This is a genomic window from Pseudomonas sp. P4_C1 (genome assembly GCF_056402155.1).
In genome coordinates this window covers 16682-40302 of sequence record NZ_JBFUHY010000065.1, presented here as the reverse complement: position 1 = coordinate 40302, position 23621 = coordinate 16682, and the positions used below count along the sequence as shown (strand labels likewise).

Below are 23621 nucleotides of genomic sequence, written 5' to 3'. Positions count from 1 at the left end.
GGGATAATGGGTGCAGCCGAGAATCAGGGTGTCCGCGCCGGCGGCCAGCAGTGGTTCGACATACCCGGCCAGCAGCTGACGCAGCTCGGGGCTACGCAGATCACCATTTTCAATCAGCTCCACCAGCCCGGGACACGGCTGGGTGATCACTTTCACGTCCGTGGCGAAGCGGTCGAGCAATGCGGCGAACTTGGCGCTCTGCAAGGTACCGGTGGTGGCCAGCACCCCCACCACGCCAGAGCGGGTTGCGGCGGCGGCGGGTTTGACTGCCGGCTCCATGCCGACAATGGGCCATTCGGGATAGTCGCGACGCAAATCGGCGACACCGGCCACCGTCGCCGTGTTGCAGGCCAGCACCAGGGCCTTGGCACCCTGCTGCTGAAAGAAGTCGGCCATCACGCTGCAACGCTGCCGGATAAATTCCGGGGTTTTCTCGCCGTAGGGAATATTCCCGCAGTCAGCGACGTACATCAGCGTCTCATTGGGCAACAAACGCTGGATCTCGGCCAGTACCGAGAGCCCGCCGACACCGGAGTCGAACACGCCAATCGGCGCTTCACGCATGTTTCGACCCACAGACGCTGCAGCCCGGATCGCGCTTGACCCGCAGCTCGCGAAAACGCGTGCCCAAGGCGTCGATCAACAGCAGGCGCCCCACCAGTGGCTCACCGAATCCGGCCAGTAACTTCAGTGCTTCGAGCGCTTGCAGACTGCCGACCAGCCCCACCAACGGCCCGACCACGCCGGCCTCGCTGCACGTCAGTTCGGCTTCGCTGCCGTGCCCGTATAAACAGTGGTAGCACGGACTCTCCGGCCGGCGTGGATCGAACACCGACAATTGCCCTTCGAGGCGAATCGCCGCGCCGCTGACCAGCGGTTTGCCGGCCGCCACGCACGCGGCATTGACCGCTTCACGGGTGGAAAAATTGTCAGAGCAATCGAGGACCAGATCCACGCCTGCCACCACGGCGGCCAGGGAATCTTCATCCAGTGCCACACGATGGGCGATCAGTTGAATTTCAGGATTGATCGCGCTCAGGCGCTTGAGCGCCGAATCGACCTTGGTCATGCCGACGCTGTCGGTGTCGTGAATGATCTGGCGTTGCAGGTTGGTCAGGTCGACTGTATCGAAGTCCGCCAAGTGCAACTCACCCACACCTGCCGCCGCGAGGTACAACGCCACTGGCGCGCCAAGGCCGCCAAGACCGACGATCAATACGCGGCTCTCCTTGAGCCGCAACTGGCCGTCGATATCGATGTGTTGCAGCAGAATCTGCCGGCTGTAACGCAGCAATTCCTGATCATTCAGCACGGCAGGCGCCCCAGACTGATGCGTTGGTGACCGCCCAGATCGGTGCGGCTGTGGACTTCTTCAAACCCGCGGGTCAGCAGCAAATCGCGGACCGCCTCGGCCTGATCATAGCCATGCTCGAGCATCAGCCAGCCGCCAGCATCGAGATGGTCCGGTGCCTGGGCGACGATCAGACGCAGATCGTCGAGCCCGTCGACACCGGCCACCAGGGCGCTGGCCGGTTCGAAGCGCACATCGCCCTCGACCAGATGTGGATCGGTCGCTGCGATGTAGGGCGGATTGCTGATGATCAGTTGAAAACGCTGACCTTCCAGGGCGCTGAACCAATGGCTGCTCAGTACCTTGGCGTTATTCAGATGCAGACGCTGGCGATTGCGTTCGGCCAGGGCCACGGCTTCCAGAATCCGATCCACGGCAGTGACGCTCCAGGCCGGACATTCGCTGGCCAGGGCCAGGGCAATCGCGCCGCTGCCGGTGCCAAGGTCAAGTACTTTGGCCTGTGTGGCCGGCAACAGTTCCAGCGCGGCTTCCACCAGCAATTCGGTATCCGGGCGCGGGATCAGCGTGTGCGGCGCCACTTCCAGATCCAGTTTCCAGAAACCCTGCTGGCCGAGGATATAGGCCACTGGCTCCCCGCTGCGGCGGCGTTGCAAATATTCGGCGAACGTCAGCGCCGCTTCGCTCGGCACGATGCGCTCCGGCCAGGTGTGCAGGAAACTGCGGGACTTGCCCAACGCCGCCGCCAGCAGCAATTCGGCATCCAGACGCGCCGTGGGCGAGTCGGGTAAGTCGGCGGCGCGCAACAAACTGGCAATGATCGTCATTTACTCACCTATCGCTGCCAGTTGATCGGCCTGGTACTCGGCCAGCAACGGCTCGATCACCGCCTCGACACCGCCGGCGAGGATCTCGTCGAGGGAATACAAGGTCAGGTTGACCCGGTGGTCGGTGACCCGGCCCTGGGCAAAATTGTAGGTGCGGATGCGCTCGGAGCGATCACCGGAACCAACCAGCAACTTACGCTCACTGGCAATGGCGTTGGCCGCAGCGGAGGTCTGTTGATCGTTCAGCTTGGCCGACAACCAGGACATCGCCCGGGCGCGGTTCTTGTGCTGCGAACGTTCTTCCTGGCACTCGACCACGATGCCGGACGGCAAGTGCGTGATGCGGATCGCCGAGTCGGTCTTGTTGACGTGCTGGCCACCGGCGCCGGAGGAGCGATAGGTATCGACGCGCAGGTCGGCCGGGTTGATCTCGATCGCTTCTTGCTCGTCCGGTTCGGGCAATACTGCCACGGTGCAGGCCGACGTGTGGATGCGGCCTTGGGATTCGGTCGCCGGAACCCGCTGCACGCGGTGCGCACCGGACTCGAATTTGAGCTTGCCGTAGACGTTGTCGCCCTCGACCCGGGCAATCACCTCTTTATAGCCGCCGTGTTCACCCTCGTTTTCCGAGAGGATCTCCACCCGCCAGCCACGGCGCTCGGCGTAACGCGAATACATGCGGAACAGGTCGCCGGAGAAAATCGCCGCCTCGTCGCCGCCGGTGCCGGCACGGATTTCGAGGAACACGTTGCGCCCGTCGTTCGGGTCCTTGGGCAGCAGCATGCGCTGCAAGTCGGCTTCGAGCGTGACCAGGCGTTCCTTGGCCTCGCGGACTTCTTCCACGGCCATTTCACGCATGTCCGGGTCGCTGTCCTTGAGCAGTGCCTGGGCACCTTCGAGGTCATCCTGCACTTTCAGCAATTCTTTATAGACGCCCACGATCGGTTCGACTTCCGCGTACTCCTTGGAATAGGTGCGGAACTTGTTCTGATCGGAAATGACCTCGCCATCGCCCAGCAGGGCGGTCAATTCCTCGAAACGGTCCTGGAGGATATCCAGCTTATTGAGCAGTGACGCTTTCATTGCGGTTTTTTATCCGAAAAGCTATCCGATGAGCCCTCACCGAGGGCAAAGAGTTCCTGGGCCATCGCCAGCGCATCGAGGCGACCTTCGGCAGAGAGCTTTTTCAACTGCACGCTCGGTGCGTGCAACAGTTTGTTGGTCAGCCCGCGGGCCAGTTGCACCAGCACCTCTTCGGCGCTGGTGCCGTTGGCCAGCATGCGCTGGGCCTTTTGCAATTCTTCGTCGCGCAGGCGTTCGCTCTGTTGACGATAGGCCTTGAGCACGTCCACCGCTGCCAATTCACGCAGGCGGACCATGAAGTCTTCGGCGCCGACCGAGACCATCTCTTCGGCAGCCTGGGCTGCGCCCTGGCGGCTCTTGAGGTTCTCGGCGACCACTTCGTGGAGATCGTCGACGCTGTAGAGGTAAACGTCGTCCAGTTCGCCGACTTCTGGTTCGATGTCGCGCGGAACGGCGATATCGACCATGAAGATCGGTTTGTGCTTGCGCAGTTTCAAGGCGCTTTCCACTGCACCCTTGCCCAGAATCGGCAATTGGCTGGCAGTGGAACTGATGACGATATCGCTGCGCACCAGCTCCGCCGGAATATCCGACAGCAACACCGCATGAGCACCGAACTGTTCGGCCAGAATGCTGGCGCGCTCCAGGGTACGGTTGGCCACCACGATACGCTTTACGCCCAGTTCATGCAGATGGCGGGCGACCAGGGTGATGGTCTCTCCGGCGCCGATCAGCAAGGCCTGGCTGCGTTGCAGGTCGCTGAAAATCTGCTTGGCCAGGCTCACCGCGGCAAACGCCACCGACACCGGGTTCTCGCCGATGGCTGTGTCGGTGCGCACCTGTTTGGCCGCATTGAACGTGGCCTGGAACAACCTCCCGAGCAACGGCCCGATGGTGCCGGCCTCGCGGGCCACGGCATAGGCCGACTTCATCTGGCCGAGAATCTGCGGTTCGCCCAACACCAGTGAGTCGAGCCCGGAAGCCACCCGCATCATGTGACGAACTGCCGCATCATCTTCATGCACATAGGCGCTTTCGCGCAGCTCGTCGTAGCTCAAATGATGATATTCGGCCAGCCAGCGCAGCACGATGTCCGCCGACAGGTGATCCTGTTCTATATAGAGTTCACTGCGATTGCAGGTGGAGAGGATCGCAGCTTCGCGGCTGTCGGTGAGTCGGCAGAGCTGCTGCAAGGCCTCAACCAGCTGCTCAGGGGTAAAAGCCACGCGCTCGCGGACGTCTACTGAAGCAGTCTTGTGGTTAATACCGAGTGCAAGGAAGGCCATTCAAAGTCGCTGATGGTGACGTGAAGCCGGTAATTGTCCTACTTCAACGGAATCAGAACAACCACTCGATATCTATCGCTTCGGTAGATGGTATCCACGTTGCGAGCGGTTCTCGTTTACAGGGCAGCCAGGCGTTGTCGGATCCGCTGTGCGGGTAAATTGGCGGGCCGGTTATGTTTGGCCGAAAGCTTGTGTCATGATGATCCGACCGCAGGTTAGTCGTCCTCTTCCTATATGAATAGATCTTCCGCGTTGCTCCTCGCTTTTGTCTTCCTCAGCGGCTGCCAGGCCTTGGCACCCGTTTCACCGGACGCTACGTCGCCGGTTGAAGACAGCACCCCGACCCCTGAAAAGCCCAAGGTCTACAGCTCATTCAGCGAGGAAACCATCTTCAGCCTGTTGAGCGCCGAACTGGCTGGCCAGCGCAATCGTTTCGACATTGCCCTGGACAACTATGTGACCCAGGCCATCAACACCCAGGATCCGGGTATTTCCGAGCGGGCATTCCGTATCGCCGAATATCTGGGCGCCGATCAGGCAGCCCTGGACACCGCGCTGATCTGGGCCAAAAACGCCCCCAACGACCTCGAAGCGCAACGCGCCGCCGCCGTGCAGCTGGCACGCGCCGGGCGTTATGACGACTCCATGGTCTATATGGAGAAAGTCCTGCAAGGCAAGGGCGACACGCATTTCGACTTCCTTGCGCTGTCCGCGGCCGACACCGACCAGGACACCCGCAACGGATTGATGAAAAGCTTCGACCGTTTGTTGCAGCGTCATCCGGACAACAGCCAGCTGATTTTCGGCAAGGCGCTGCTGATGCAACAGGATGGCGATACCAAAGGCGCGCTGAAGCTGCTGGAAAACCATCCGCCGGACGACGGCGAAATTGCCCCGATTCTGCTGCGTGCACGCCTGCTGCAAACCCTGAATCGCGGTGACGAGGCCTTGCCGCTGCTGCAAAAAAGCATCAAGAAATACCCGGACGACAAGCGTCTGCGCCTGACTTATGCGCGGATGCTGGTTGAACAGAACCGTATGGACGACGCCAAGGCCGAGTTCTCGAGCCTGGTTCAGCAATACCCGGAGGACGACGAACTGCGTTACTCCCTGGCACTGGTCTGCCTGGAAGCCAAGGCCTGGAACGAGGCCAAGGGTTACCTGGAAGACCTGATCGCCCGGGAAAGCCACGTCGACTCGGCGCACCTGAACCTCGGCCGCATCGCCGAAGAACAAAACGACCCGCAAGGCGCCCTGATCGAATACGCCAAGGTTGGCCCGGGCAGCGACTTCCTACCGGCGCAATTGCGTCAGGCCGACATCCTGATGAACAACGGCAGGACCGCCGAAGCACAAAGAAAGCTGGCCGCAGAGCGCGATGAGCAGCCGGATTATGCGATCCAGCTGTATCTGATCGAAGCCGAAACCCTGTCCGCCAACAATCAGGGCGACAAGGCCTGGAAAATTCTGCAACAAGCCTTGCAGCAATACCCGGACGACTTGAATCTGCTCTACACCCGAGCCATGCAGGCGGAAAAACGCAATGACCTGGCGCAGATGGAAAAAGACCTGCGCACGATCATCAAGCGCGACCCGGACAATGCCATGGCGTTGAACGCACTCGGCTACACCCTGTCTGACCGCACCACACGCTACGCCGAAGCCAAGGCCCTGATCGAACAGGCGCACCAGATCAGTCCGGAAGACCCGGCGGTACTCGACAGCCTTGGCTGGGTGAATTACCGCATGGGCAATCTGGACGAAGCCGAGCGCCTGTTGCGTCAAGCCCTGGATCGTTTCCCCGATCAGGAAGTCGCCGCTCACCTGGGCGAAGTCCTGTGGGCCAACGGCAAACAGCGCGAAGCCAAACAGGTCTGGAGCAAGTTCCTCAAGGAACAACCCGACAGCCCGGCCCTGCGCGGCACCATCAAACGCCTGACCGGATCAGAGACTCTTTAAGATTATGTTTTTGCGCCATTTCATCGCTTTCAGTTTTATCACCCTGCTCGCCGGTTGCGCGGGCCTGGGTCCCCGCGAATCAGTCGAGGGTCACGGCAACCCCGCCCAATGGCGAGAGCACAAACAGCAACTTGCGAGCCTCGATGGCTGGCAGATCGACGGCAAGATCGGCATTCGCGCACCGAAAGACTCAGGCAGCGGCACGCTGTTCTGGTTGCAGCGTCAGGATTACTACGACATTCGCCTGTCCGGACCACTGGGCCGTGGCGCAGCTCGCCTGACCGGACGTCCGGGCAAGGTGTCGCTGGAAGTCGCCAACCAGGGACGCTACGACGCACCGAATCCGGAAGTGCTGCTCGAAGAACAGTTGGGCTGGAAATTGCCGGTGTCCAACCTGGCCTGGTGGGTGCGCGGGCTCCCGGCTCCGGACAGCAAAAGCCGTCTGACGCTGGATGGCGACAGTCGTTTGGCCACTCTCGAACAGGACGGTTGGCAGGTCGAATACACCGAATACACCCAACTGAACGGTTACTGGCTGCCCGAACGGATCAAACTGCATGGCACCGACCTGGATGTCACGCTGGTGATCAAGGCTTGGCAACCGCGCAAATTGGGGCAGTGAAATGCCAGACAATCGCCTGACACTGCCTTCGCCAGCCAAACTCAATTTGATGCTGCACATCCTGGGGCGCCGCGAAGACGGCTACCACGAACTGCAAACGATGTTTCAGTTTCTCGATTATGGTGACGAGATCACCTATGCCCTGCGCGATGACGGTGTCATTCAATTGCACACCGAATTCCCGGGCGTTCCCCACGACAGCAACCTGATCGTCAAGGCCGCCAGAAAACTTCAGGAGCAATCCGCTTGCTCGCTGGGCGTCGACATCTGGATCGAGAAAATCCTGCCCATGGGCGGTGGTATCGGTGGCGGCAGCTCGAATGCCGCAACGACTTTGCTCGGCCTCAATCACCTGTGGCAATTAGGCTGGGATGAAGATCGCCTGGCTGGCCTGGGGTTGACGCTGGGCGCCGACGTCCCGGTTTTCGTACGTGGCCACGCGGCTTTCGCCGAGGGCGTGGGGGAGAAACTGACCCCTGTCGACCCGGAAGAACCGTGGTATCTGGTGCTGGTGCCGCAAGTCTCTGTAAGTACGGCAGAAATTTTTTCAGATCCGTTGTTGACACGTAACACTCCTCCCATTAAAGTGCGCCCCGTTCCCAAGGGAAACAGTCGAAATGACTGCTTGCCGGTGGTAACAAGGCGTTATCCAGAGGTACGTAACGCTTTGAATTTGTTAGGTAAATTTACCGAAGCAAAACTCACCGGAACTGGAAGTTGTGTGTTTGGGGGCTTCCCAAGCAAAGCTGAAGCTGATAAAGTCTCGGCCCTTCTGACAGAGACCCTTACAGGTTTTGTAGCAAAAGGAAGCAACGTTTCGATGTTGCATCGCAAGCTGCGAAGTCTGCTCTAAAGGAACCGATTACCGGGTAATCGTTGCAACAGATACAGGGGCGTCGCCAAGCGGTAAGGCAGCAGGTTTTGATCCTGCCATGCGTTGGTTCGAATCCAGCCGCCCCTGCCATTTTCCTATACTCATCCAGGTTACCCTCAGCCTTCAGGTACTGCGCGTGTCCAAGATGATGGTCTTTACGGGGAACGCTAACCCCGATCTGGCTCGGCGTGTCGTACGTCAGCTGCATATCCCTCTCGGTGACATCTCTGTCGGTAAATTTTCCGACGGCGAAATTACAGCCGAGATCAATGAAAACGTCCGCGGTAAAGACGTCTTCATTATTCAGCCGACTTGCGCTCCGACCAACGATAACCTGATGGAACTGGTAGTGATGGCTGATGCCTTCCGCCGCTCCTCGGCTACTCGTATCACTGCTGTTATTCCTTACTTTGGTTATGCCCGTCAGGATCGCCGTCCGCGTTCCGCACGTGTGGCTATCAGCGCGAAAGTCGTGGCTGACATGCTTACCGTAGTCGGCATCGACCGTGTTCTCACGGTTGATCTGCATGCTGACCAAATCCAGGGTTTCTTCGATATTCCGGTAGATAACATCTACGGCTCCCCGGTTCTGGTGGATGACATCGAAGATCAGCGCTTCGAAAACCTGATGATCGTGTCCCCGGACATTGGCGGCGTCGTGCGTGCACGTGCCGTTGCCAAATCCCTGGGCGTGGATCTCGGGATCATCGACAAACGCCGTGAGAAAGCCAATCACTCTGAAGTGATGCATATCATCGGTGATGTCGAAGGGCGTACCTGTATTCTGGTCGATGACATGGTCGATACCGCCGGCACCCTGTGCCACGCGGCCAAGGCCCTGAAAGAGCATGGTGCTGCCAAGGTTTTCGCCTACTGCACACACCCTGTGCTGTCCGGTCGGGCGATCGAAAACATCGAAAATTCCATGCTGGACGAACTGGTGGTGACTAACACCATCCCGTTGTCCGCTGCTGCACAAGCCTGCTCGCGTATCCGTCAACTGGATATCGCGCCGGTAGTTGCCGAGGCGGTCCGCCGCATCAGCAATGAAGAATCGATCAGTGCGATGTTCCGCTAAGGGCCCTGCCCTTCTCGAAATGTCTCGTTGACGAAAAGCGCCCCGCCCTGGCATTCCTGTCGGGGCGGGGCTTTTTTGCCCATATCGCCTTTAGCGCTGGTCGCAAACGCTGGGGCGAATGTGGTTATTTTGGAGATACAACATGAACGATTTTACCCTGAATGCTGAAGTGCGTTCCGACCTGGGGAAAGGTGCGAGCCGCCGCCTGCGTCGTCTCGCAAGCCTGGTTCCAGCTGTAGTTTACGGTGGCGAAAAAGCCCCTGAATCCATCAGCATRCTGGCCAAAGAAGTTGCCAAACTGCTCGAAAACGAAGCGGCTTACAGCCACATCATCGAGCTGAACGTTGGTGGCACCAAGCAGAACGTCGTGATCAAAGCCCTGCAGCGTCACCCGGCCAAAGGCCACGTGATGCACGCTGACTTCGTACGCGTAGTAGCTGGCCAGAAACTGACCGCTATCGTTCCAGTGCACTTCATCAACGAAGAAGCACCGACCAAGAAAGGCGGCGAAATCTCGCACGTTGTTGCCGAGATCGAAGTTTCCTGCCTGCCGAAAGATCTGCCTGAGTTCATCGAAGTCGACCTGGCTAACGCTGAAATCGGTTCGATCATTCACCTGTCGGACCTCAAAGCGCCTAAAGGCGTTGAGTTCGTGGCCCTGGCACACGGCGATGACAAGGCTGTTGCCAACGTCCACGCTCCACGTGTTGCTCCAGAAGCTGCAGAAGGCGCTGCAGAGTAATTTTACTCTGTACGCCGGAGTGACCGGAAACATCGCGGACTAGAGCGTAGCGAGAAAGCGGGCGAGAACGCGGAGTTTACATCATGGTAAATGAGCTATTTTCGTCCACTTTCGCCGCTCTCCCTGATTGCGGCGATGTTATCCACCACTCCAATGAAGGGCCCCTATCGTGACTGCCATCAAACTGATCGTTGGCCTGGGAAATCCAGGCGCTGAATACGAACAGACCCGGCATAACGCAGGGGCCCTTTTTGTTGAGCGCATCGCGAACGCACAAGGCGTCAACCTTGTGGCGGACCGCAAGTATTTCGGCCTGACCGGGCGCTATTCGCATCAGGGTCAGGATGTTCGTCTGCTGATTCCCACCACGTACATGAACCGCAGCGGCCAAGCCGTGGCGGCACTCGCCGGTTTCTTCCGCATCACGCCTGAAGAAATCCTCGTGGCGCACGACGAACTCGACCTGCCACCCGGCGTTGCCAAGCTCAAGCAGGGCGGCGGCCATGGCGGTCACAACGGGTTGCGCGACATCATTGCGCAACTGGGCAATCAGAATACCTTTCATCGCTTGCGGCTTGGCATTGGCCACCCGGGCGTTGCCAGTATGGTTTCAAATTTCGTCCTGGGTCGTGCGCCACGCGCCGAACAGGAAAAACTCGATGCCAGCATCGACTTTGCCCTCGGCGTGCTGCCGGATATCCTCGCCGGGGAATGGAACCGCGCGATGAAAACCCTGCACAGCCAGAAGGCCTGACTTTTACCCGAGGGGAAACACCATGGGATTCAATTGCGGCATCGTCGGCCTGCCTAACGTCGGCAAGTCCACCCTGTTCAACGCCCTGACCAAGTCCGGGATCGCGGCCGAGAACTTCCCCTTCTGCACCATCGAGCCGAACAGCGGTATCGTGCCGATGCCGGATCCGCGCCTGGATGCCCTGGCTGCCATCGTCAATCCAAAGCGCATCCTGCCGACCACCATGGAATTCGTCGACATCGCGGGCCTGGTTGCCGGCGCGTCGAAAGGTGAAGGCCTGGGCAACAAGTTCTTGGCCAACATCCGTGAAACCGATGCCATCGCCCACGTAGTCCGCTGCTTCGAAGACGAGAACGTGATTCACGTCTCCAACAGCGTCGACCCGAAACGCGACATCGAAATCATCGACCTGGAACTGATCTTCGCCGACCTCGACAGCTGCGAGAAGCAACTGCAGAAAGTCGCGCGCAACGCCAAGGGTGGTGACAAGGATGCAGTGGTCCAGAAAGGCCTGCTGGAGCAACTGATCGCTCACTTCACCGAAGGCAAGCCGGCGCGCACTCTGATGAAGAACATGGGCGCCGACGAAAAAGCGGTGATCAAGGGCTTCCACCTGCTGACCACCAAGCCGGTCATGTACATCGCCAACGTCGCAGAAGACGGTTTCGAGAACAACCCGCTGCTGGACATCGTCAAAGCCATCGCCGAAGAAGAAGGCGCTGTGGTTGTTCCGGTGTGCAACAAGATCGAAGCGGAAATCGCCGAGCTCGATGACGGCGAAGAGAAAGACATGTTCCTCGAAGCCCTGGGCCTCGAAGAGCCTGGCCTGAACCGCGTGATCCGTGCCGGCTACGAAATGCTGCACCTGCAGACCTACTTCACCGCCGGTGTCGAAGAAGTCCGCGCCTGGACCGTCCGCGTCGGTGCCACCGCACCACAAGCCGCTGGCGTGATCCACACCGACTTCGAAAAAGGCTTCATCCGTGCCGAAGATAGCAGACTGTCAGTCGACTGAATCGCCAACTGACACACCGTCATCGCGAGCAGGCTCACTCCTACATTGGGAAATGTATTGGTTCAGGGCTTTTTGGTGCGAGGCAGGAAGATCGCCAACACCCCGAACAACGGCAGGAACGAGCACAGGAAATACACGTACTCAATCCCGTGCACATCCGCCAGATGCCCGAGCAACGCCGCACCAATCCCGCCGAAACCGAACATCAAGCCGAAGAACACCCCGGCGATCATCCCGACATTGCCTGGCACCAACTCCTGGGCGTACACCACGATGGCCGAGAACGCCGAGGCGAGGATGAAGCCGATGACCACGCTGAGAATGCTGGTCCAGAGCAGGTCGACATGGGGCAGCAGCAAGGTGAACGGTGCAACGCCGAGGATCGAGAACCAGATCACCGCCTTGCGCCCGATCCTGTCGCCGATCGGCCCACCAAAGAACGTCCCCGCCGCTACCGCGCCGAGAAACAGGAACAGGTGCAACTGCGAACTGGCGACCGACAGGTCGAATTTCTCGATCAGGTAAAAGGTGAAGTAGCTGGTGAGGCTGGCCATGTAGAAATACTTGGAGAACACCAGCAACCCGAGCACGACCAACGCGCAGGTCACTCGGCCCTTGGACAGGCCGTGAGTCGCCGCCTGACCTTGCTTGAGCTTGAACAGGTTCAAGTGGTTGGCGTACCAGCGGCTGATCCGGTAGAGCACGAACAGCGCAAACACCGCGAACAGGCCGAACCAGGCCACGTGCCCCTGACCATAGGGAATGATGATCGCCGCCGCCAGTAACGGGCCGAACGCCGAGCCTGCATTACCGCCGACCTGGAAGGTCGATTGCGCCAGCCCGAAGCGCCCGCCCGAAGCCAGGCGCGCCACGCGGGACGCTTCCGGGTGGAAGGTCGACGAGCCGATGCCGATCAGCCCCGCCGCCAGCAGAATCAATGGAAAGCTGCCGACCACCGACATCATCAGAATCCCGACCAGGGTGCAGATCGTCCCCGCCGGCAATAACCACGGCTTGGGATGGCGGTCGGTGTAGTAACCAACCCACGGCTGCAGCAGCGAGGCCGTCAACTGGAACGTCAGGGTGATCAGGCCGACCTGGGTGAAGGTCAGGCCATAGTTGGCCTTGAGCATCGGATAGATCGATGGCAGCACCGACTGGATCAGGTCGTTGATCAAATGCGCCAGCGCTACCGCGCCGATGATGCGCATCACCAGGGGACTGCTTTGGGGCGTAGCGGACGCCGGCACTGAGCCGGACTGGGCGTTGCTGATAGCCATGGGAGTTTCCAAAACACAAGAGGTACAAACGTGCAGGTGCGTCAATGTGCCATTTTTCAGTGCGGCAACGCCATCCCCTTAGCCTGCTAACGACTTCGTTTTTCATCGCCACAACCTTGATGGCGCAAAGCCATGGTCTGAATCTTGCCTTCCTTGTCTGCTTGAACGCGGCCTCCTTACAAAGGAGACCAAGAATGGGAAGTTTCGCCACAGAGTCGGCCTACAGAGCGGACAAGGGTGAACTTTCGAGGCCTTTTAAGAGGGCACGAGTCGGGGGCAATAACCTCCGGCGCACGCCAATGGTGCGTGGTGTCCAGAGGAGTCATGGGGCATGCAGGCTTTTTTATCACCGGGGATCGGGCTGCTGGGGCGCTTCGGCTTCGCACGCAAATTCCAGCTGTTGTTTCTGCTGTTTATCCTGCCGCTGGCCGGCAGCCTGTGGATGATCGGCCAGGACTATCGCGACAAACTCAGCCTGATCTCCGGCGAACGCGCCGGGGTACGGCAACTGCTGGCTCTTGATGCGCTGGATGACCTGCTCGGCGCCCAGCGTGATCGTGCCGCCCGGTGGCGCGCCACGGAAACCAATCGCCAGCCAACGCCGGCCACCCTCGCCGCGATGGCAGCCTTCGATGCGGTTCAGCCTGCCGTCAGCCAGGCCACTGCCGAGTTAGGCCAGGCCCTGCAAAAAGAAAGTGCAGAGGGCGAAACCCTGACGCGTTATCAGGCTCTGCAAACCGCTCTCGATGGCCTCGACTCAAAAAGTCTGAGCAATGTTGGCTGGTGGCCGGATGGCTATGATCGCTTCACCAACGCCTTGAGCGCCCTGCAAGCCTTGCGCGAGCAAATCGCCATGGACAATCGCCTGACGCTGGCATCGTGGCTGGAGACTTATTTGCTGACGCAGATTTCCACCCAGCATGCGCCGGACCTGATCGAACGGGTCGGTCGTCTGGCGGCGATGGGTCAGGCCTCGGTGGTGTCTGGGCAGTTTACCCTGCAAAGCCGTCTTCAACTGCGCGACTTGCGCAGCCGCATCGGCGATGCGCGAGAGCAGCTTGTGAAAACGGCTGGCCTGCTCGAAGCGCGCTTGCCCAGCGCCCTGCAAACCTGGGCCGGGCAATACCACGACAGCCTCAAGCACCTCGATGCGGGCCTGAAGGTGCTGGATGACGGCGTGTTCGGCGGCAGCATCAACCTCAAGCCGGAAGACTTCGAACACAGTCTCGATGCCCTGCTTTCCGACCTCGCCTCGTTGCGCCAGCAGTCGCTGGTGTCGCTGGATCAACGCCTGGATTACTACCACGGCTCGGCGATCCGCCAGTTCATTGTGGTGGCCGCCGTGTTGGGCTGCCTGCTGTTGGCGGCACTGTATCTGTTCATCTGCTTGCAGGCCTCGATCCGCCGCAGCGCCAGCGGTATCACGGTGCTGGCCGAGGCGTTGCGCGATGGCAATCTGAGTCTGCAAGTGCCGGTTCAGGGTCGGGACGAGCTGGCAGTCATCAGCACCGCGCTGAACGTCGCCGTGGTTCAACTGCGCACCAGCCTGCAAGGGGTGGATCACGAAACCCTGCAATTGAGCAACGCGGTGAAAACCCTCAATCATCATTCCAGCGATGCCCTGGGCGAAGTCGAAGCCCAGCAGTTGCAGATCAGCCAGATTGCCGCTGCGGCGACGCAATTGGCCGCCACCTCCCAAGGGGTGGCCCACAGTTGCGAACAGGCGTCCGGCAGCGCCCAGCACACCCGGCGCATTGCCGCCGACAGCAGCCGTGACAGCCAGCGCACCACCGCGAGCATCCAGCAACTCAATCAACGCCTGAACGACACTGCCGCGGCGCTGGGCCGGGTCAGTGAACAAGGGCAGCAGATTCAACTGGTGGTCGACACCATTCGCGGCGTCGCCGAGCAGACCAACCTGTTGGCACTCAACGCCGCCATCGAGGCGGCTCGGGCAGGCGAGCAAGGGCGTGGCTTCGCGGTGGTGGCCGATGAAGTGCGCAGCCTGTCGCAACGCACGCAATCGTCGACCGCACAGATTGCCGGCACGGTCGACAGCCTGCGCAATACGGTGAATGAAGCCGTCAGCCTGATGCAAGCCGCGTGCAGTCAGGCAGAGAGCGATGCACAAGCGGTCACCGGCCTCGGTGAACGGCTCGGAGAAATCGCCAGTGCGGTGCAGAGCGTCACCGATACCCTGGCGCAAATCGCCACGGCTGTGGAAGAACAGGCCAGTACCGCCGACGAGGTTAGCGGCAATATCCAGCAGGTCGATCAAGCGGCGGTGCGCTTGCTCGAAGGGGCCCGCGCGGTAAATCAGGCAGCGGATACCCTGAGCCACGGCAGCAAGGCCTTAAGTGACAATACAGGGCGCTTTCGCTTGAGTTGAGTCCGCCAGGACTTCTCAGGCACGGATCACCGCCTCCGGGAAGTCCTGCTCCAGTTCGCTCTTGAGCCAGTCGATAAACCACGCCACGTCCGTCGAAGGCCTGGCCATGGACACCTATCACCGCTGGATGGAGGTGGTGATTCCCGGCACCTTGTCCGGCTGCCCGGTGGCTAACGTACAGGTCGGCTTCAACGCCAGCGGCCTGCCCATGGGCCTGCAAATCATCGGCAGACACCAGGCCGACTTCGCTGTCCTGCAACTGGCGCACGCGTACGAACAGGCCAGCCGCTGGTTCCAGCGCTGCCCTTCACCCCAGCTCAGAGGATAGATTTTGATAAACGGTTGAAAGCGCAGAGAAATATTTTAGATTTATGCTTGACGCATCCCCGTTACCGGTGAATAATGCGCGCCACTTGGCTACATAGCTCAGTTGGTTAGAGCATAGCATTCATAATGCTGGGGTCCGGGGTTCAAGTCCCTGTGTAGCCACCAAGTACTAAAAACGGCTTACCGCAAGGTAGGCCGTTTTTTTATGCCTCGAAAAAATGCGCTGCGGTGACAGGGAAATCCTGCACCGCATGCGCGTCTCGATCAGACGCGAACCGTCGGTAATGCCGACAACGCCCGCTCCCAGATCTGCCAGGTGCGCAGCCAGACCATCGCCTGCCAATCGCTGTCGGCGGGATAGAACTGCTCGAGCAGATTCAGCTTGATCTCGCGCCCTGTTGCATCATTCGGGTTGCCGTACAGATGCAGCCAGTGGTCATCGCGCAGATGCCGGTGAACCTCCGGCCCCGGATAAGTCCCGCATTCAATGACAAACGGCATCAGCCGTACCTGCGGCAGCGCATTGATCAGCGCCTGCGAGGTGTAGCCGGTGGCCGTTGCCGCCACGCCGGTTTCGCTGACGGTGTCGGCACCGGTTTGCAGGCTGTAGAGCCACGGACCGTAAATCGCCTGCGCATCTGACAGCGCTGGATAAACGGACTCGGTGATGGTCAACAACATCGGATGACCGTACTCGCCGGCGCCCGTGTGCAAGTCGAAACACATGGCAACCTCGGCATGGGTCACGTGCTTTTGCACGATCCGGTGCAGCGTGCGGTTCGACCAGCTCGGCGCCAGCCCGCCGAAAAACAGGCCGTCGGGATGAGCATGCTGACCGCCCTCGACAATCGACATGACTGCCGGCCAGCCGTGCAAGCGAATCTGTTCGTCGAGCAAGGCATCGGCACGCTCACGCTGCGGACCGTGCAACTGCGGGCAGGCATAGATTTCATGCAGGGCGTTGTAGGCCTGGTTGTCCGGCAGCGGGCGCTGGAAGTCCAGGTGATTGCGGTTCAGGTCAATGTTGTCTTCGTTGACCCGGCGCAACCACGCCATGCCCCAGGGGTTGATGGCATGGATCATGACCACGGCGACATCCGCTGGCAGGGACCGCTTGCCCAACTCCTGCAGCCATTTGATCTGGCAGCCCGAACCATAGAAGCCTTCGACCCCGTGAGTGCCGCTCAACGCGATCAGCAGCCGCTTGGCGCCCGGATCACCCAGCACCGCCACATCGGTACTCAGCGGCTCGCCGAACGGTCCTTTGAGCGGGTGTGGATACTCCGTCAGCGTTGCGCCTGCCGTGGTCGCGGCGGCCAGGAATTGTTCACGCTGGGTGCGATAGCTGGGCTGGGTGGGAAACTCGGTTTGCATGTCTGCCTCTTGTTGATTTTCTGGCCTGCCTGTTGGCAATGACCCTACAGAAAATCCCGCCATTGATGAAGGACAAAAACATCGGGGCCGTGGGACCTGGTTTGCGTCCCTCCCGGTCGGCCGATAAAGTCGGCTGATCGTAGATCCAACGGACGGAGTACCCCCACGTGTTCTCAACCTTCCCTTTGCGCCGCTATCGCCTGCCAGCTCTGGTTCTGCTCGCCAGCGCCTTGACCCTGGCCGCGTGCAACAACGCTTCAGTCCCGACGCTACCGCTCGCACCGGAAAGCGCCTCCGGTTTCCGCACCGACCTGAAAACTCAACACGCCGAGAAATACATGGCGGCGGCGGCCAACCCGCTAGCGGCCGAAGCCGGGCGGGAGATGCTGCGCCGGGGCGGCTCGGCCATCGACGCGGCGATTGCGATGCAAGCGGTGTTGACGTTGGTCGAGCCACAGTCTTCCGGCATCGGTGGCGGCGCATTGATCGTACTCTGGGATGGCAAAGCCGTGCGCACCTACGATGGCCGTGAAACCGCCCCGGCCGGTGCTACCGAGAAGCTTTTCCTGCAAGCCAACGGACAACCGATGGGGTTCACCCAGGCGCAAATCGGTGGTCGCTCGGTAGGCACGCCCGGCGTATTGCGCGCCCTGGAACTGGCCCATCAAAAACACGGGCGCCTGCCCTGGGCACAACTGTTTGAACCGGCCATCCGGCTCGCCGAGCAAGGCTTCGCCATTTCGCCACGCCTGCATCAGTTGATCGCCGCGGATTCGTCCATGCCACGCTCGCCGGAAATGATGGCTTACTTGCGCAATGCCGATGGCAGCCCAAAAGCCGTCGGCACAAACTTGAAGAACCCGGCGCTGGCCGCTGTGTTCAAACGCATCGCCCATGAAGGCCCGGATGCCCTGTACAAAGGCCCGGTCGCCGAGGAAATCGCGGCCAAGGTTCAGGGCCACACCAATCCCGGAAGCCTGTCGCTGACTGACCTCGCCAACTACCAGGCCAAGGAACGCGCGCCGCTGTGCACCGACTACAAGCGCTGGCAAGTCTGCGGCATGCCGCCGCCGTCGTCGGGCGGGATCGCAGTGGCCCAGATCCTCGGCACGCTGCAAGCCCTGGAGACTCGCGACAAGCGCCTGGCACTGGCACCGCTGAAACCGGTCAAAACCATGGCCCCGGCCGGCATCGAACCCGACCCGCAAGCCGTGCACCTGATCGCCGAAGCCGAACGCCTGGCCTACGCCGACCGCGCTCAGTACGTCGCCGATACTGACTTCGTCCCCGTGCCGGTCAAAGGCCTGGTCGACCCGGCTTACCTGGCCAGCCGCGCCGCTCTGATCGGTGAACGCAGCATGGGCACGGCCAAACCTGGCACTCCGCCGGGCATTCAGATGGCCTATGCACCGGACCGTTCGCCCCTGCGGATTTCCACCTCGCAAGTGGTGGCCGTCGATGACGCAGGCGGTGCCGTGTCGATGACCACCACCATCGAATCGGCGTTCGGCTCGCACATCATGGTTCAGGGCTTTCTACTCAACAACGAGATGACCGACTTCTCGTTCATCCCCGAGGAAAATGGGCAAAAAGTCGCCAACCGCGTCGAACCCGGCAAACGCCCGCGCTCCTCCATGGCCCCGACCCTGATCTTCGACCGCCAGAGCGGCGAATTCCTCGCCACCGTCGGCTCCCCCGGCGGCTCGCAAATCATCGAATACGTGGCCAAATCCACCATCGGCCTGCTCGACTGGAACCTCGATGCGCAAGCCGCCATCAACCTGCCCAACTTCGGCAGCCGCAACGGCCCGACCGAACTGGAACAGGGGCAATTCAGCCCGTCGCTGATTCAGGCGCTGAAAGACAAAGGGCACAGCGTGAGCGAAATCGACATGACCAGCGGGACCCAGGCGATTGTTCGGGTCAAGGACGCCCAAGGCAAAGCGTCGCTGACAGGCGGCGCCGATCCGCGGCGTGAGGGGCAAGCGCTGGGGGATTGAGTCGTACGCGGGGATGAGAAAGGGCTTACCGGTGGGTAGGCCCTTTGTTTATGAGCAAGTCGCTTATCGACTGATCTTCAACCCCTGCCGAACCTGGTGTTTTTCCAGCGCCAGCTCGATCAGTCGCGTCACCAGCTCGCTGTAGGTCATACCGGTGGCCTGCCACAGTTTCGGGTACATGCTGATGCGGGTGAAGCCGGGCAGCGAGTTGATTTCGTTGATCAGCACTTCGCCGCTGTCGGTCAGGAATACATCGACGCGGGCCAGGCCGGAGCAGCCCAGTACCTGGAACGCTTCGACGGCCAGGGCGCGGATGCGCTCGCTGGCCTCGACGCTGATATTGGCCGGCACCACCACTTCAGCAGCCGCGTCGTCGATGTACTTGCTGTCGTAGGAATAAAATCCGCTGCGCACCACGATCTCGCCGCAGCCACTGGCGATGGCGTCTTCATTGCCGAGTACCGCGCACTCAATCTCACGACCGCTGACGGCAGATTCGATCAACACCTTGGTATCGAAACTCAAGGCCAGTTCCACCGCTGCGGTGTATTCGGCCTCGTCGGCGACCTTGCTCACACCCACGGAAGAGCCCTGGTTTGCCGGTTTGACGAACAGGGGCAAACCGAGCCGGGACCGAACCTCGGCAAACCCGGTACGCGCCGCCGTGGCGCGGGTCAATGTCACGAACGGCGTCACGGCCAGGCCGGCATCGCGCAGCAGGCGCTTGCTGATGTCCTTGTCCATGCACACAGCCGAGCCGAGCACATCGGAGCCGACAAACGGCAGATCGGCCATGCGCAGCAAACCTTGCAGGCAACCGTCCTCACCGAGGGTGCCGTGGACAATCGGGAAGATCACATCGACGTGGCCGAGCATTTCCTGGCTGGAAGTTTCCACCAATTGCTGGCTGGCTTTGCCCGGCACCACCGCCAGTTCACGATTGGACTGGTTGAGGGCGATGAGCGCCGGGTTTTCCTGGTTCAGCAAAAAGTTGGAAGGGTCGTTAAGGTGCCAGTGGCCTTGTTTGTCGATGCCGATCAGCACCGGCTCGAAGCGTGAACGATCCAGCGCATCGACGATGTTTTTCGCCGACTGCAACGACACCTCATGCTCGGCGGAACGGCCCCCGAAAATGATCCCCACGCGCAGCTTGCTCATGACCTGGCCTCATCCTGACAAATAAAAACGACCTATAGAGAATGCGCCCCACAGTGCAGTATTTGCCCTTGGTTTTCTAGCGCACATGTCCCCTTCCGATCAGAAGACAGGGAACCGCTGACTGGGTTACCGTGTTGCGCATCAAGCTCAAGACGATCATCACCATGGCCAAGCGTCCGTCTCGCAATGACTGGTTCCTTCGTGCGCCCGATGTCGGCGGGCTGCAGCGTTTCGAGGCGTTTTTTGCCGGCCATGGCTACGACCTTCACCGCCACGACACCTATGCCATCGGCCACACCCTGGCCGGGGTGCAGAGTTTTCAGTATCGCGGTGGCTGGCGTCACAGCCTGCCGGGCGCAACGATCGTGCTGCACCCGGACGAAGCCCACGATGGCGAGGCCGGCACCGAATCCGGTTTCCAGTACCGGATGATGTACATCGAACCGGCGCTCATCCAGCAGATGCTCGGCGGGCAACCGCTGCCGTTCATCAAGACCGGGCTGTCGAACGATCCCCGCCTGTTCGCCGCCACGGGGGCGTTGCTGCGCAGCCTGGATTGCCCGCTCGATCCACTGGAAGAACAGGATGCGCTGTTCGATCTGGCGCAAGCCATGAGCACGGTTTGCGGTGCGCCGGGCAAACGCTCGGGCTTCGATTACGTGGCCGCGCAGCGTGCGCGGGAATACATCCACGGTGCCCTGGACCGCACCGTGACCCTGGATGAACTGGCGCAACACAGTGGTCGGGATCGCTGGAGCCTGTCCCGGGATTTTCGCCTGTTGTTCGGCACCAGCCCCTATCGTTACCTGACCATGCGCCGCCTGGACATGGCCCGCGCGCTACTGATTCAGGGGCAGACGCTGGTCAGCGCCGCGCTGATCGCCGGCTTCACCGACCAGAGCCACATGACTCGGCAATTTCGCAAAACCTACGGCCTGCCGCCAGCGCGCTGGCTGAACATGCAGCGCCGTTGAGCCACGCACAATCGTACAAGAAGCGCATGGAGTCGCTGGCTATCGTGAGTTCACCAACCACCGCGAGAGCTGTTTCATGAACGCTTACGAAAGCCTGAACTTCGCTGAAAAAATCAGCCGGATCTATTCCCACTGGTCGCCCCGGGTCATCGCCGAAATGAACGACTACCAGTTCAAGGTGGTGAAGCTGCTGGGGGACTTTATCTGGCACGACCACCTCGATACCGACGAAACCTTCATCGTGCTCGAAGGCCGGCTGCGCATCGATTTTCGCGATGGCCACGTGCTGGTGAACGCCGGGGAAATGTACGTGGTGCCCAAAGGCGTCGAGCACAAGCCCAGTGCCGAGCAGGAGGTAAAACTCCTGCTGATCGAACCCAAGGGCGTGCTCAACACCGGCAGTGAAGGTGGTGAGCGCACGGCCGAGAATGATGTGTGGATATGAGCGCTGACCGGTTTACACCTGCAAGATCTTGCCGTCCACCGGCTCGCCAATGGTCAGGAAGTGCCCGCCCGCCACGTGGTGCAAGGTGCGCAAGGCATCTTGCCCGTCGAAGTGCCAGCGGCCTTCGCTGAACACGCGCTCGTCAGCCTGGGCGGCAATCACTTCGGCCAGGAACAGATCGTACTGCTGGTGGTTGTTCGGCTCCGGCAACAGGCGACATTCCAGCCAGGCCACGCAGCCTTCGAGCATCGGCGCATCAACCGACTCGCCGGTGAACGTCTGCAAGTCGTAGGTCTCAAACTTGTCGCGCCCCTGGCCCTGGGTCAACTCCAGGCCGGAGGTCGAACCGACGGTCTGCACAATGTCGGCCTGGGCAGCGCACGGAACGTTCAGTACAAAAGTGCCCGAGGCCTCCAGCAACTGGCGAGTCCAGGTGGACTTGTCCAGCACCACGGCAATTTTCGGTGGTTCGAAATCGAGCGGCATGGCCCAGGCTGCCGCCATGATATTGCGCTGGCCACCGTGGGCTGCGCTGACCAGCACGGTCGGGCCATGATTGAGCAGACGATAGGCCTTGGACAAGGGAACCGGACGGCGGTGGGAAGCGCTCATGGAAGTCTGCTCCTGGGGGAAAAGAGCCGATTGTAACGGGATAAAACACGCTGAAATGAAAAGATCGCCGATAGCGATCTTTTCAGGCTTCGGGCAAAACGCTGGACTCAACTCACCAACTGATTGGCAAACTGCCCCACCGCATTGACCACTTTCTGCGCGCCGTCCTGGATCTCGACAATCACCGTACCCGCTTCTGCCGCCAGCGCCAGGCCCTGTTCGGCCTGAAGCTTGCCGTCGGTCATCAGCGCCACAGCGTTACGCGCCATGTCCTGGTTTTGCCGCACCACGAGGACGATTTCGTCGGTGGCCTGGCTGGTGCGCGAAGCCAGTTGCCGAACCTCATCCGCCACCACGGCGAACCCCCGCCCCTGCTCGCCCGCTCGCGCCGCTTCGATGGCCGCGTTGAGCGCCAGCAGATTGGTCTGTTCGGCAATGCCGCTGATGGTTTTGACAATGGTACCGATCACCAGCGACTGCTCGTTCAGGGCTTCGATGCCATCGCCAGCGGTTTGCATGTGTTTGGCCAGGTCACGCATCACGTCCACGGCCTGGGTCACCACGGCGTTACCGCGCTGGGCGCTTTGGTCAGTTTGCTGCGAAGTGCTGTAGGCAATGTTGGCAGCCTCGGCGACGGCTTGTTCCTGATTGACCTGATCGGTAATCACCGTGGCGAACTTCACCACCTTATAGAGCTTGTTGTTGGCATCGGCCACCGGGTTGTAGGACGCCTCCAGCCAGACCGTACGACCGTGGCTGTCGACACGCTTGAAGCGCTCGGCCACGTATTCGCCCGCGTTCAGGCGACGCCAGAAGTCCTGGTACTCGGCACTGTTGTATTCCTCCGGCAGGCAGAAGGTGCGGTGATGTTTGCCCTTGATCTGCGCCAGGCTGTACCCCATACCGCTGAGGAAGCGGTCATTGGCAGTCAGCACGTTGCCATTGAGATCGAACTCGATCACCGCCGTGGAACGCACCAGCGCACCGATCAGGTTCTCGTGCTCGCGGGAGGCCTCGATGGTGCGGGTCAGGTCGCTGGAGAAGATCGAAAAATGCTTGATCCGCCCATCGGCCGAGCGCACCGGTTGCAGGATCGAACGCAACCAGGCTTCCTGGCCCGTGCCGCGCAACAGGCGCACTGCGCCGGCGAAGTGCTCGCCACGGGTCAGCGCGTTCTTGAAACGCTGCTGGAATTCGTCGAACTTCACGTGATCCGGGACGAAGTCGTCGATGTGTCGGCCGATCAGGTCACCGCTCTTGTAGTGCATTTCGCCAAGGAAGTTCTGGTTGACCGACTGAACCCGTCCATCGCTGTCGAGGGTCAGCACCAGCATCTCGCTTTCCAGACTTTCCTTCACTTGCTGGAGGCTGGAGAGTTCTTCACGAAGAGCCGACAGCTCCTGCTTCAAGCGTTTATTGAACATGGGAAAGCACCGATGGACAGGGGTAGAAAGCGATACACAGCCTAACCATCGGCCTTGGAAACATTTACTTAAGCGTGTTTCAGGCTTGT

19 protein-coding genes, 2 tRNA genes and 4 pseudogenes are annotated in these 23621 nt (G+C 60.6%); 14 read left to right on the top strand and 11 right to left on the bottom strand.

Annotated features, from left to right (window positions below):
• From murI to hemA, 5 genes are all read right to left on the bottom strand, one after another.
• On the bottom strand, nucleotides 1-564 hold a 564-nt coding region (gene murI, locus AC1DU9_RS23780; RefSeq protein WP_477810868.1), incomplete at its 3' end, for a glutamate racemase.
• On the bottom strand, nucleotides 557-1312 hold the full coding sequence (locus AC1DU9_RS23775) for a molybdopterin-synthase adenylyltransferase MoeB (protein WP_223461127.1): 756 nt from the start codon (nucleotides 1310-1312) through the stop codon (nucleotides 557-559). The genes AC1DU9_RS23775 and murI, both read right to left, overlap by 8 nt.
• Nucleotides 1306-2136 carry a peptide chain release factor N(5)-glutamine methyltransferase gene (gene prmC / locus AC1DU9_RS23770; RefSeq protein WP_223461125.1) on the bottom strand — a complete coding sequence of 277 codons (831 nt, stop codon included), beginning with the start codon at nucleotides 2134-2136 and terminating at the stop codon, nucleotides 1306-1308. The genes AC1DU9_RS23775 and prmC overlap by 7 nt, the downstream gene beginning before the upstream one ends.
• Complete coding sequence (prfA, locus tag AC1DU9_RS23765) at nucleotides 2137-3219, bottom strand: peptide chain release factor 1 (protein ID WP_223461123.1); 1083 nt, start codon at nucleotides 3217-3219, stop codon at nucleotides 2137-2139.
• Entirely contained in the window at nucleotides 3216-4505 is a 1290-nt protein-coding gene (gene hemA, locus AC1DU9_RS23760; protein WP_223461121.1) for a glutamyl-tRNA reductase, read from the bottom strand. The genes prfA and hemA overlap by 4 nt, the downstream gene beginning before the upstream one ends.
• 234 nt (nucleotides 4506-4739) lie before the next feature.
• On the opposite strand from hemA, the gene AC1DU9_RS23755 reads away from it, so the two are divergent.
• From AC1DU9_RS23755 to ychF, 8 genes and pseudogenes are all read left to right on the top strand, one after another.
• Nucleotides 4740-6464 (top strand): tetratricopeptide repeat protein, encoded by a 1725-nt coding sequence (locus tag AC1DU9_RS23755; RefSeq protein ID WP_223461119.1) that lies wholly within the window; start codon nucleotides 4740-4742, stop codon nucleotides 6462-6464.
• Between the two features lie 4 nt (nucleotides 6465-6468).
• A complete protein-coding gene (gene lolB, locus AC1DU9_RS23750) occupies nucleotides 6469-7086 on the top strand; it encodes a lipoprotein insertase outer membrane protein LolB (RefSeq protein ID WP_223461116.1) in 618 nt (205 codons plus the stop codon).
• Nucleotide 7087: 1 nt separating this feature from the next.
• Nucleotides 7088-7939 (top strand): 4-(cytidine 5'-diphospho)-2-C-methyl-D-erythritol kinase, encoded by an 852-nt coding sequence (gene ispE, locus AC1DU9_RS23745; protein WP_223461114.1) that lies wholly within the window; start codon nucleotides 7088-7090, stop codon nucleotides 7937-7939.
• 36 nt (nucleotides 7940-7975) lie between these two features.
• Nucleotides 7976-8050, top strand: a tRNA-Gln gene (locus tag AC1DU9_RS23740).
• Between the two features lie 46 nt (nucleotides 8051-8096).
• Nucleotides 8097-9038 (top strand): ribose-phosphate pyrophosphokinase, encoded by a 942-nt coding sequence (locus AC1DU9_RS23735; RefSeq protein ID WP_003208392.1) that lies wholly within the window; start codon nucleotides 8097-8099, stop codon nucleotides 9036-9038.
• A 142-nt stretch (nucleotides 9039-9180) separates the two neighbouring features.
• The gene (locus AC1DU9_RS23730; RefSeq protein ID WP_477810867.1) at nucleotides 9181-9780 is read left to right on the top strand and encodes a 50S ribosomal protein L25/general stress protein Ctc; all 600 of its coding nucleotides are present in this window, start codon (nucleotides 9181-9183) and stop codon (nucleotides 9778-9780) included.
• 169 nt (nucleotides 9781-9949) lie between these two features.
• On the top strand, nucleotides 9950-10534 hold the full coding sequence (gene pth / locus AC1DU9_RS23725) for an aminoacyl-tRNA hydrolase (RefSeq protein ID WP_223461112.1): 585 nt from the start codon (nucleotides 9950-9952) through the stop codon (nucleotides 10532-10534).
• 22 nt (nucleotides 10535-10556) lie between these two features.
• Nucleotides 10557-11525 (top strand): annotated as a pseudogene (ychF, locus tag AC1DU9_RS23720) (redox-regulated ATPase YchF); the annotation flags it as partial.
• Nucleotides 11526-11611: 86 nt separating this feature from the next.
• Here ychF and AC1DU9_RS23715 read toward each other — a convergent pair.
• Nucleotides 11612-12829, bottom strand: a complete 1218-nt coding sequence (locus AC1DU9_RS23715; protein ID WP_223461091.1) for an MFS transporter — start codon at nucleotides 12827-12829, stop codon at nucleotides 11612-11614.
• A gap of 331 nt (nucleotides 12830-13160) precedes the next feature.
• Between AC1DU9_RS23715 and AC1DU9_RS23710 the strand changes: the two genes are divergently transcribed.
• The 3 genes and pseudogenes from AC1DU9_RS23710 to AC1DU9_RS23700 all read left to right on the top strand — a co-directional run bounded on the left by AC1DU9_RS23710 (nucleotide 13161) and on the right by AC1DU9_RS23700 (nucleotide 15710).
• Entirely contained in the window at nucleotides 13161-15218 is a 2058-nt protein-coding gene (locus tag AC1DU9_RS23710) for a methyl-accepting chemotaxis protein (protein WP_223461089.1), read from the top strand.
• An 88-nt stretch (nucleotides 15219-15306) separates the two neighbouring features.
• Nucleotides 15307-15546 (top strand): annotated as a pseudogene (locus tag AC1DU9_RS23705) (amidase family protein); the annotation flags it as partial.
• An 87-nt stretch (nucleotides 15547-15633) separates the two neighbouring features.
• Nucleotides 15634-15710: transfer RNA gene (locus AC1DU9_RS23700), tRNA-Met, on the top strand.
• Between the two features lie 99 nt (nucleotides 15711-15809).
• Here the strand turns inward: AC1DU9_RS23700 and AC1DU9_RS23695 are convergent.
• A complete protein-coding gene (locus AC1DU9_RS23695) occupies nucleotides 15810-16919 on the bottom strand; it encodes a DUF2817 domain-containing protein (RefSeq protein ID WP_223461086.1) in 1110 nt (369 codons plus the stop codon).
• Between the two features lie 167 nt (nucleotides 16920-17086).
• On the opposite strand from AC1DU9_RS23695, the gene ggt reads away from it, so the two are divergent.
• Nucleotides 17087-18919 (top strand): gamma-glutamyltransferase, encoded by a 1833-nt coding sequence (ggt, locus tag AC1DU9_RS23690; protein ID WP_223461084.1) that lies wholly within the window; start codon nucleotides 17087-17089, stop codon nucleotides 18917-18919.
• Nucleotides 18920-18982: 63 nt separating this feature from the next.
• Here ggt and ddlA read toward each other — a convergent pair whose 3' ends face one another.
• Nucleotides 18983-20077 carry a D-alanine--D-alanine ligase gene (ddlA, locus tag AC1DU9_RS23685; protein WP_223461082.1) on the bottom strand — a complete coding sequence of 365 codons (1095 nt, stop codon included), beginning with the start codon at nucleotides 20075-20077 and terminating at the stop codon, nucleotides 18983-18985.
• Nucleotides 20078-20241: 164 nt separating this feature from the next.
• Here ddlA and AC1DU9_RS23680 point away from each other — a divergent pair, with 164 nt between their 5' ends.
• Together AC1DU9_RS23680 and AC1DU9_RS23675 are read left to right on the top strand one after the other, a co-directional pair.
• Nucleotides 20242-21051 (top strand): AraC family transcriptional regulator, encoded by an 810-nt coding sequence (locus AC1DU9_RS23680; protein ID WP_223461238.1) that lies wholly within the window; start codon nucleotides 20242-20244, stop codon nucleotides 21049-21051.
• 76 nt (nucleotides 21052-21127) lie between these two features.
• Entirely contained in the window at nucleotides 21128-21496 is a 369-nt protein-coding gene (locus AC1DU9_RS23675) for a cupin domain-containing protein (protein WP_223461080.1), read from the top strand.
• 12 nt (nucleotides 21497-21508) lie between these two features.
• Here AC1DU9_RS23675 and AC1DU9_RS23670 read toward each other — a convergent pair whose 3' ends face one another.
• The 3 genes and pseudogenes from AC1DU9_RS23670 to AC1DU9_RS23660 all read right to left on the bottom strand — a co-directional run.
• Nucleotides 21509-22108: a flavin reductase family protein gene (locus tag AC1DU9_RS23670; RefSeq protein ID WP_223461078.1), complete on the bottom strand. Its 600-nt coding sequence runs from the start codon at nucleotides 22106-22108 to the stop codon at nucleotides 21509-21511.
• A gap of 107 nt (nucleotides 22109-22215) precedes the next feature.
• Nucleotides 22216-22653 (bottom strand): annotated as a pseudogene (locus AC1DU9_RS23665) (methyl-accepting chemotaxis protein); the annotation flags it as partial.
• A gap of 150 nt (nucleotides 22654-22803) precedes the next feature.
• Nucleotides 22804-23442: pseudogene (locus AC1DU9_RS23660) on the bottom strand (PAS domain-containing protein); the annotation flags it as partial.
• Between the last annotated feature and the right edge of the window lie 179 nt (nucleotides 23443-23621).

Coding starts and splice junctions, on each gene's coding strand:
- prmC (WP_223461125.1), bottom strand. CDS start 2,136: ATGACGATCATTGCCAGTTTGTTGCGCGCCGCCGACTTACCCGACTCG.
- prfA (WP_223461123.1), bottom strand. CDS start 3,219: ATGAAAGCGTCACTGCTCAATAAGCTGGATATCCTCCAGGACCGTTTC.
- hemA (WP_223461121.1), bottom strand. CDS start 4,505: ATGGCCTTCCTTGCACTCGGTATTAACCACAAGACTGCTTCAGTAGAC.
- AC1DU9_RS23755 (WP_223461119.1), top strand. CDS start 4,740: ATGAATAGATCTTCCGCGTTGCTCCTCGCTTTTGTCTTCCTCAGCGGC.
- lolB (WP_223461116.1), top strand. CDS start 6,469: ATGTTTTTGCGCCATTTCATCGCTTTCAGTTTTATCACCCTGCTCGCC.
- ispE (WP_223461114.1), top strand. CDS start 7,088: ATGCCAGACAATCGCCTGACACTGCCTTCGCCAGCCAAACTCAATTTG.
- AC1DU9_RS23715 (WP_223461091.1), bottom strand. CDS start 12,829: ATGGCTATCAGCAACGCCCAGTCCGGCTCAGTGCCGGCGTCCGCTACG.
- AC1DU9_RS23710 (WP_223461089.1), top strand. CDS start 13,161: ATGCAGGCTTTTTTATCACCGGGGATCGGGCTGCTGGGGCGCTTCGGC.
- AC1DU9_RS23695 (WP_223461086.1), bottom strand. CDS start 16,919: ATGCAAACCGAGTTTCCCACCCAGCCCAGCTATCGCACCCAGCGTGAA.
- ddlA (WP_223461082.1), bottom strand. CDS start 20,077: ATGAGCAAGCTGCGCGTGGGGATCATTTTCGGGGGCCGTTCCGCCGAG.
- AC1DU9_RS23680 (WP_223461238.1), top strand. CDS start 20,242: ATGGCCAAGCGTCCGTCTCGCAATGACTGGTTCCTTCGTGCGCCCGAT.
- AC1DU9_RS23675 (WP_223461080.1), top strand. CDS start 21,128: ATGAACGCTTACGAAAGCCTGAACTTCGCTGAAAAAATCAGCCGGATC.
- AC1DU9_RS23670 (WP_223461078.1), bottom strand. CDS start 22,108: ATGAGCGCTTCCCACCGCCGTCCGGTTCCCTTGTCCAAGGCCTATCGT.